Origin of the sequence: Streptomyces jumonjinensis, assembly GCF_009600885.1 — a bacterium.
Classification (GTDB): domain Bacteria; phylum Actinomycetota; class Actinomycetes; order Streptomycetales; family Streptomycetaceae; genus Streptomyces; species Streptomyces jumonjinensis.
Window position 1 is genome coordinate 1 of the sequence record NZ_VCLA01000119.1, and the last position, 7,449, is coordinate 7,449.

Genomic DNA, 7,449 nt, shown 5'->3' on the forward strand with positions numbered 1-7,449 from the left:
CACTCCCCGGACCTGACCCAGGTGGGCGCGCTCCTCGCACGGAACGCGGACGCCATCCGCAAGGACCCCTCCTCGCTGCTGAACTCGCTGACCACCGAGATGCCCGATGTGGACCGCAGGGTCGTCGAGGACGCCGGCATCCGCGATCTGCTGATGCTCAACTACCTCTCCGCGGTCGGCGAGTCCGGTGAGGCGAAGACCGCGGGGCCCGACGAGCCGGACGGGCCGGCCGCGCCGATGGGATGGGTGGACGATCTCGTCTCCTTCCGCAAGCCGTGGGGCTTCGCCCCGCAGAGCATCGAGGGTGTGCCGGTGCTGCTCTGGCACGGAGAGCACGATGTGTTCGCGCCGGTGAGCCACTTCCACTGGCTGGCGGAGCGCATTCCGGGGGCGCGCGCGGTGCTTCAGCCCTCCGCCGCGCACTTCGCGGCGCTTCCGGCGCTGCCGCCGATCCTGGCCTGGGTCCGCGACCAGGCCCGTACCGGCGGCTGAGAGCCGCGTCGCTCAGATGGGGTGCGGCTCCAGCTCCAGTCCGGACCACCGCCAGGACTGGAGCGCCACGGTCCGGGGATGGTCCGCGCCGAGCTGCTTGACCATTTCGGCCAGCACCCCGTCGCGCATGGTCTCCCCCGCGCTCTCCTCGCCCAGTTCCCGCAGGACGACCGCGAGATTGGCCGCGCACACCAGTGTCGAGGGATGGCTGGAGCGCAGCACCTCCCGCAGCTGGTCGAAGGCCGCCTCATAGGTACGGCGGGCCTGCTCGCGCCGCCCGCGCGCCGCCTGTGCGCTGCCCAGATTGACCCGGCAGGCCAGGACATGCGGATGGCTCTCGCCGAGGAGCTTGGTGAACGAGTCCACGGCCCGCTCCAGCAGGGCCTCCGCCTCCAGGGGCTCATCGCAGTGCAGCAGATGGACCGCGTAGTTGGCGGAGGCGGCCACGGTGGACGGGTGCCTCTCCCCCAGGCTGCGGCGGAGCCCTTCGAGCACCCGGCGCAGGAGATCCAGCGCCTCCTCGTACCGTTCCAGCGCCATCAGATCGGCGGCGAGGTTCATCTCGATCAGCAGCCGTTCGGGGGAGTCTCCCCCGTCGTCGCCGGGCATGTGCTTGAGCACATAGCGGGTGAACTGCTCGGCCTCCGCGGGCTTGCCCGCACCGCGCAGGGAGCCCGCGAGCCCCTTGACGGTGTTGAGCACCGTCGGCGCGCCCTCGGTCAGCTCGACATTGCGCAGACAGCGTTCATGAGCGCGCTTGAGCAGGGCGACGGAGGCGGCGTAGTCCCCGCAGTCCCGCAGATCGCGTCCCAGGTTGACGGCCGACTCGATGGTGAGGGGGTGGTCGGGGAGCAGGATCTCCTCGCGGGTCTCCAGCGTTCTGCGGTCCAGGTCGCGGGCCCGGTAGTAGTCGCCCGACGCGCGCAGCGAGACCGCGAGGTTGTTGGCGGCGGTCAGGGTACGGGGATGGTCGTCGCCGTAGACCTCGCTGTAGCGGCGGTGGGTCTCGCGGTCGTACTCCAGCGCCTCGGTGAACCGGCCGAGTCCGCGGAGATCGGCGGCGATGCTGCTGGTGGTCATCAGGACATGCTGGTCGTCCTGGTCGCCGAGGATGTCGAGCTGCCGCTCCAGCACCGCGGTGTTCAGCGCGAGCGACTCCTCGTAACGGCCCTGGACGCGCAGGATGTTGCCGATCTGGAACCGCATATGGAGGGTCCAGCGCTCATCGGGGTCGCCCGCGGCGGTCCAGCCCTCGACACAGCGTTCGCTCAGCTCCAGGGCCTGGGCGAGCTCCCCGCGCCGGCGCAGCTGGCGCACCCGGTCCACGATCAGCTCCCGGATCCCGTCGTCGGCGGTGGTCAGCGCCCAGGGGGTGCCCAGATGCGGCCAGATGATCCGGTACTGGTCCCAGGTGTTCGGGTCCTCCGGGTCGTCCTTGCCCGGCCGGGCGGCGATCAGCGCCCGGTAGACCATATGGCGGGCGTCGCGCTGCTCGTCCTCGTCCATCCTGCCGCGCATGGAGCGCTGGACGAGCCGGTGGACCTGGACGCAGCGGGCCTTGCGGTCGACGCGGAGCAGGGCGAAGCGGCTGAGCTCCTGGTAGGCGCGGGAGACGGTACGGCCGCCGCCCAGCGACCGGGCGATCTCGACGCCCTCCAGCAGATCCATGGAGATGGGCTCGGGGCCGAAGTACGAGCAGAGCTGGAGCAGTCGTACCGCGGCGGGATAGTTCTGCCGCAGCCTGCCGATCGCGAAGTCCCAGGTGCCGCCCGTGGCCTTGGTGAGATCGTGGACCTCGTCGCCGTCGTGGGGTGCGCCGCTGCCCGAGGTCGGCTTCTGGAGCAGTCTGATGTACTCGCGCGCGCCCAGCCCGGTCTGTTTGATGCCGGCCGCGGCCTGTTCCACGGCGATGGGCAGGTCCCCCAGTTCGGCGGCGAGCTGGTCGGCCTCGTCCGGCCCGATGTCGGGCAGCCGGCGGCGCAGATGGCTGACGCTCTCGGCGCGGGTGAAGACCCCCACCTCGACGATCTCGGCGTGCCGGCTCCACCCTTCGGAGCGCTGTCCGGTGACGATGGTGTGTCCGGAGCGGCCCCGGGCCAGGAGATCGGTGATGAGCTCGGCGTCGTCCGCGTTGTCGAGGATCAGCAGCCAGCGGTGGTAGGGCTCGCCCCGGTCGAGGGCGTCGCTGACCGCCCGCGCCGTGTCGCTGGGGTTCTTGTGCCCGGTGATTCCGAGGCGGGGGGCCATCGCCGCGTACTGCTCCACCGCGAGGTTGCGCTGTTCGGCCTGGATGTGCCAGACGACGTCGTAGTCGCCCTTGAAACGGTGGGCGAACTCCTGGGCCAGCAGGGTCTTGCCCACCCCGCCCATGCCGCGCAGCAGCACGGTCTGGTCACCGGTCCGCAGGTGTTCCCTGATGGTCTCCAGCAGCTCGGTGCGGCCGGTGAACGACGTGGTGCGGAGCGGGACCGACCAGACGGGCGGCTCCGCGCCGGGGTAGCGGGGCGCCATCCGGTCCGCGCCGGTGAAGTGGGCGCGTGAGCGCGGCTCCGGGACCACGTCGAAGGCCCGCAGCAGAGCCCCTCGCGCGGAGTCCTCGGTGGCGCAGCGGGTGAGGTCGACGAGTTGCGCGGTGAAGGGGGCGCTCAGGGCGACCTCTTCGACGCGTACGGGCACCAGATTGCGGCGGTTGCCGAGCCGGTCGGGTGAGAAGACGGTCTCCCAGGTGGCGCGGAAGCGGGAGGAGCGCAGATAGGCGGCGGAGAGCACGGCGAGGGTGTGGGAGGTGGACTCCACTCCGCGCTCGGTCTCGGTCTTCAGCCGCGCGCCCTCGTCCTCGCCGCCCTCGGCCAGATGGACGCGGAACTCGGAGGCTTCGAGGATGGAGCGGATCCACTCGGCCCAGGTGCGGTCCTGGGGGACGTAGCTGATGTAGACGTCGGAGACGTCCAGCGGACGCCGCCGGGTGAACAGGTCGAGATAGCGCTGCCGGGTGCTCTCCTCCATCCGCGGCATCGCGGTCACGTCGCCGTCGGAGACCACCGCGGTGAGGCGTTCGTAGGCGGCCAGGAGGGAGGAGTGGCTGCCGGACGCGTCGCGGAACGGCGCGAGCAGCTCCTCGTAGGAGTACGCGGGCCGGTAGGGGATCTCGACTCGTCCCCAGTAGTCGTGCGGGGGGATGCCGCTGTGGCGCTCCAGCAGTCTGCCGAACCGCAGTCTCACCTGGGCGCGGGCGGCGTCGAGCCGGTCGGCCTGGCCGTTGGTGTCCTCGACCCTCATGGGTACGGGCAGGATGCGGATGTTGCGGTTCCCGTACATCGCCTCGATGCGTTCGGCGACCGCCGCCGCGCCGTCGATGCTCTGGCTGCTGGGGGTGAAGCAGGTGACCAGGGTGTGCGGCAGATTGACCGTACAGATGTCGGAGATATCGCTGAGGCCAGTACGGCTGTCGATCAGCACATAATCATAATTCTGCACGAACTCCCGTTTGACGGCCTCGATGAACTGCGTGGCCCGCGGGCCCTCCATGAAAGGCTTCCAGTCGAACTGCGAGAACGCGCTGAGATACCCCTTGTTCTTGGTGCCGGCCGGGAGGAAGTCAAGCCGCCCGTTCCGGGGGAATTCCCAGACGACCGGAATCACACAGTGATTGAACCGGGCCCGCTCGGCGACCCAGTCGTCGTCCACGTCCGCCGTGGGGGCGTCGTCGTCCTCGGCCGACCGCTCCGCGCCCCAGGAGGTGTCGTAGGGGGTCTCGACGACCCTCATGCGCTCCAGCAGGGACTGGTTGAAGCGGCTGACCAGGTCGAGCACCCCGGGTGTGGTGGCGAGCCGGTCCCGGTCGAGGAAGGGATGGAGAAAGCGGTCGAGGCCCGGGGCGTCGAGGTCCCAGTCGACGACCAGGACCCGGCGGCCCGCCGACGCCAGGATCCAGGCGGTGTTGGCGAGCGCCATCGTCCGGCCCGTGCCGCCCTTGTACGAATAGAACGTGATGATTGTGCCCGCGTGTCCACCGGTCATCGCCCTGCCTCCGCGCCGCCGCCCTCGTCGGTACCGGATCCGCCCCCGTCGGCCCCCGGACCGATCCCCCGGTCCGAACTCCCCAGGGATGATCGCGGCTGAATGTATCGCAGATATCGCATGTAGACGGACTCGACCAACTCACAGAACCATTGGGCGAATGTGTCCGCCGCGCCCAGTCCGCGAACGGCCGTCTGCTGTCCTATTCTTCCCTCACGAACAAAGCGCGGAAAGGTGGATTCCAGTAGCCCGCGCAGACGTTCGGAATGCTCCTTCGTCTGCGGGTCGTCGTCGGCGAGCGCGGTGAGCACCGCCGTCCAGGGCCGGTGCGCCGCGTCGAACGCCCCCGCCTGACGGGCCGCCTCAGCGTCCTGGAGCGCCCAGGGGTCCACGATCAGGATCCAGGGCGCGGCCGGTGTGCCGGTTCCGCGCAGCTCCACCAGCGCCTTGTCGAACGAGACCACCTCCGGGTCGAAGCGCAGATTCCGGGCGAGCTCCCTGACCTGTTCGGCGACCGGGCCGCCCGCGACCGGCCCATAGGGGCTCCAGTCGAGCGGGTCCGGTCCGTAGCGCGAGGGCTCACGCCCTATCGGCAGCCGCCCCTCGGACGGCGCGAGCACGGTGATCCGCAGCGGAGGGCTCGGCGGCAGGGTCGCGAAGGCGTCCGGCAGCCGGGCGAGCGCGGCGGGGTCGGGATCGCCGTGCGGGCGGGCCCCGGCCGCGGTCGCCACGATCCGGCGCGCGAGCCATTCGACGACCTGCTGGGCCTGGCCCTCCTCCAGATCGAGCAGCTGGTGCAGCCCCATGGTGGCGTAGCCGTCCTCCCCGTCCGCCGCACTCTCCGGGACGGCGGGGGTCTCCTGCACGGCCTGCGGCACCGAAGTCGCCGGATACGGCGTCCACAGCACGGGGACGATCCGCGGCGCGGCGGCCGGCGCGGCCCCGCGGGTGACCGAGGTCCACTGCCGTCCGCACTGCGGATCGGTGAAGTACCGCTTGGAGTAGAGCGGTACGAACACCCGGCAGCGGGAGAGCGCCTCGGCCACCTCCTCGCCGGTGGTGCCGGGCAGTTCGACGAATCCGGCGTCGGGTCCGCTCACCCCGGCGTAGGCCGCGACCCGGTTGCGCAGCCTCATGTAGAAGTCGAAGACCAGCCGGTCGGGGTCGGGCCCGCTGCGCCGGTCGCCCGGGATGCGGGCGTAGCTCAGAAAGAAGAGCGGCATCTCACGGTCCCTCCTCGAAGACGTTGCGGAGGTCGTCGAACAGCTCCGGATCGCAGGGGTCGAGGCGTGCCTGCTGGGCGACCTTGACGATGGTCTGGGCTATTCCCCAGACGGCGCGGCGGTACTGGATGGCGTACCCCGCCTCCCGCAGTCCGTACAGGCCCATCTTCAGATACGAGGTCCCGAGGTCGGGGTGGATGTACTGGACGGCCTCGGCGACCGGCGGCAGATTCAGATGCCCGGGGCTCAGCCAGAGGACGGGGACGATCGCGTTGACGGTGTAGGGCCGGGTGAGATGCTGCCGGGCCTGCCGCCGGGCGAAGGCGTCCCACTCCTTGCCGCACCACTCGCGGGAGAAGTACCGCTTGGTGTAGACGGGGACGAAGACCTGGCAGGTCGCCAGGGCCGTTTTGAGATTGCGCTCCCAGTCGGCGCCGATCCCCATGCTGCGGTCCAGGAAGCCGGGCGCTTCGCTGCCGTCGTGGTCGGTCAGCTGCATGATGTGCCGGCATAACTCCCGGTGGAAGTCGACCAGATCCTGGTCCGGGTGCTCGCGGCTGCGCTCCTCCTCGGTGGACGGGATGCGCGCGTAGCTGAGGAAGAAGTACGGGTCCCGGCTGATGGGCGCCTGCGAGGAGGCGAACGGATGGGTCATGGCATCGCCTCCCCCGCGACAGCCGCCCGCCGGCCGTGGAACACACGACGGGTTCCACGGCGGCGCTGAATGTCCCATTGGAGCGCGAAACCCGCGACGGGTACTAGTGGTTGGCACCGGCGAGTTGCCCCGGAGGCCGTTTCACGACGTACCGGAGCGAAGGGCTCCGGCACCCGCCGGCCCATGGGGACGGGGGCGGGCCGTCCGCGCGGCCGTGCTCCGGCGGGCGCGGCGGCCCCGGGGACGCGCACCGGGGTCCGGGCGCTCACTCGGGCCCTGCCGGGGTGAGCGCGCCGGCGCGCATGGCTCTCAGCAGGCGTCCGCCGGTCGCGGTGGCCGCGCCCGACTCCTCCAGGACGTCGAGGGCGTCGAGCACCGCCCGGGCGCGGGCGCGGCTGCCGCCGGCGAGCGCCAGCCGGGTGTACGCGCCCGCCAGCACCGCGTCGAGCGGCTGGGGGTCGGGCCGCCAGGCCACCCGGTGACGGCCGCCGCCGGGTGCGAGCAGATCGTACAGATCCTCCAGCGCGGCGAGCTTCATCCGCTGGAAGTGCTCGACCAGCAGCACGGCGAACGCCTCGGCGGTGGGCGGCGGGGAGAGGGCGAGGGCGCCGAAGGCGTGCCGCGAGCTCTCCGCCACGGCGGGCCCGGGCGGGGCGGGGAGCGGGACGAGGGAGGTCAGCCCCGCCGCGAGGCCCTCGGCATGGCGGGGGTGGCGGTCGCGCACGATCGCCCAGGCGTCGCGGAACGCCCGCTGCCAGCCGGCGTGCTCCCGGCCGCTGAGCCGGGGCGCCGGTCCGGTCGGGCCGGGGCCCCGGTAGGGGTCGGTGTCCTCCAGCGCCACCCGGATGCCGTCGGCCTCCAGATGGCGCAGCGGCTGCCAGCGGACCTGGCCGGGGAGGGCGTCCAGCGGTCTGCCGTCGGCGGTGATACGGCCGTCTTCGACGGCGATGACCGGGGCGGGGGCCCTGGGGCCGGTCACCAGCCGGCCCAGTCCGGGCAGTTGTACGGCGCCCCGGCGCAGCGGGACGGTCAGCGCCAGCGTCCCGGCGGTCCGGGCGG

At 71.7% G+C, this 7,449-nt stretch carries 5 protein-coding genes; 1 reads left to right on the top strand and 4 read right to left on the bottom strand.

Annotated elements, in window-relative coordinates; genetic code table 11:
- On the top strand, positions 1-492 hold a 492-nt coding region (locus FF041_RS37850), incomplete at its 5' end, for an alpha/beta fold hydrolase (RefSeq protein ID WP_407698154.1).
- 12 nt (positions 493-504) lie between these two features.
- Here FF041_RS37850 and fxsT read toward each other — a convergent pair.
- From fxsT to FF041_RS13775, 4 genes are all read right to left on the bottom strand, one after another.
- Complete coding sequence (fxsT, locus tag FF041_RS13760; RefSeq protein WP_153523110.1) at positions 505-4,512, bottom strand: FxSxx-COOH system tetratricopeptide repeat protein; 4,008 nt, start codon at positions 4,510-4,512, stop codon at positions 505-507.
- Positions 4,509-5,735, bottom strand: a complete 1,227-nt coding sequence (gene fsxC / locus FF041_RS13765; protein WP_153523111.1) for an FxsC protein — start codon at positions 5,733-5,735, stop codon at positions 4,509-4,511. The genes fxsT and fsxC overlap by 4 nt, the downstream gene beginning before the upstream one ends.
- 1 nt (position 5,736) lies before the next feature.
- Positions 5,737-6,390, bottom strand: a complete 654-nt coding sequence (locus FF041_RS13770; RefSeq protein WP_153523112.1) for a TIR-like protein FxsC — start codon at positions 6,388-6,390, stop codon at positions 5,737-5,739.
- A gap of 265 nt (positions 6,391-6,655) precedes the next feature.
- On the bottom strand, positions 6,656-7,449 hold a 794-nt coding region (locus FF041_RS13775), incomplete at its 5' end, for an aKG-HExxH-type peptide beta-hydroxylase (protein WP_228388193.1).